Below are 1,099 nucleotides of genomic sequence, written 5' to 3' on the forward strand. Positions count from 1 at the left end.
ACACCTATCTGGAAGATCTCCTAAAGAGCAACCCCCATGATGCTCTGGCAAAGAGAATCCTTGGCCAAAAAAACCATGCCGTGGATTTTTTCAAAGTCATGCTGCCAGAAGAGGTGGTTGCACTTCTTGATATGGAGACCCTCAAGGCTGAAAAGGACAGTTTTGTCAGCCCAAAACTTCGGAGTGCCTTCAGCGACCTTGTGTTCAGCGTAAAACTCAAAGACAGCAGGACAAAGGCTTTCCTCTATACACTCATTGAACACAAAAGCCAGCCCGATATCTGGTACATCCTCCAGATACTCAAATACATGAGTGCCGTATGGGAAAGTTTTCACAGAAATACCCCGAATAAACTTCTGCCCCCCATCCTTCCCCTTGTCGTTTATCACGGAAGGGAAGGATGGCTTTCAAGGGATATTGTGGATCTGCTGGACGGTGGTCATCCAAACATCTTCCGACCCTTCACACCACAGTTACATACCCTGCTTTGTGATGTCAGCACCCTTGACCCCAATACCCTCCAGCACAATATTGTGCTAAAGGTTTTCTTAAAGATTCTGGGTTCCGTCATGGGGCCTGAAATCAAAGATGATCTCCCTGAGATGATTCARATGCTGACYAAAATRATGGAGCCCGGCAAAACGACACTGGAATACATAGAAATTTTTCTKCGCTACGTCATCTCGGCAAGCCAGGACATTGACGAGGCCACCATTGAAAAGGCCCTCGAAAACAGCGGATACATGGAGGTGCTTATGCCCACATTGGCCCAAAAATGGATTGAAGAAGGCATGGTTATGGGTGAACAAAGAGGCCTGATTATGGGCGAACAGAGAGGCCTGATTATGGGTGAACAGAGAGGTGAACAGAAAGGTCTGATGCGCATGATGCAGGAAAAATATGCCACCATCATGAACCTTCAGAAATACAGGATGAAACCAGAAGAGATAGCAGATATTACGAGTCTTACCCCTGAAAAGGTCAGAGAGATTCTTGCTGCCGGTGACAAGGGCCTGGATCTTCTCATAGGCGATAATACGACCAAACATTAGTCCTTGTTCTGTACCTACAAACTAAAAGGCAGGAGTGGGAAATGGGC

General features: G+C 46.7%; 1 protein-coding gene. It reads left to right on the forward strand.

Annotated features, from left to right (window positions below):
* On the forward strand, positions 1-1,052 hold a 1,052-nt coding region (locus FIM25_RS16950; protein WP_139451024.1), incomplete at its 5' end, for an Rpn family recombination-promoting nuclease/putative transposase.
* Positions 1,053-1,099 lie beyond the last annotated feature (47 nt).

This window comes from Desulfobotulus mexicanus (assembly GCF_006175995.1).
Classification (GTDB): Bacteria; Desulfobacterota; Desulfobacteria; order Desulfobacterales; family ASO4-4; genus Desulfobotulus; species Desulfobotulus mexicanus.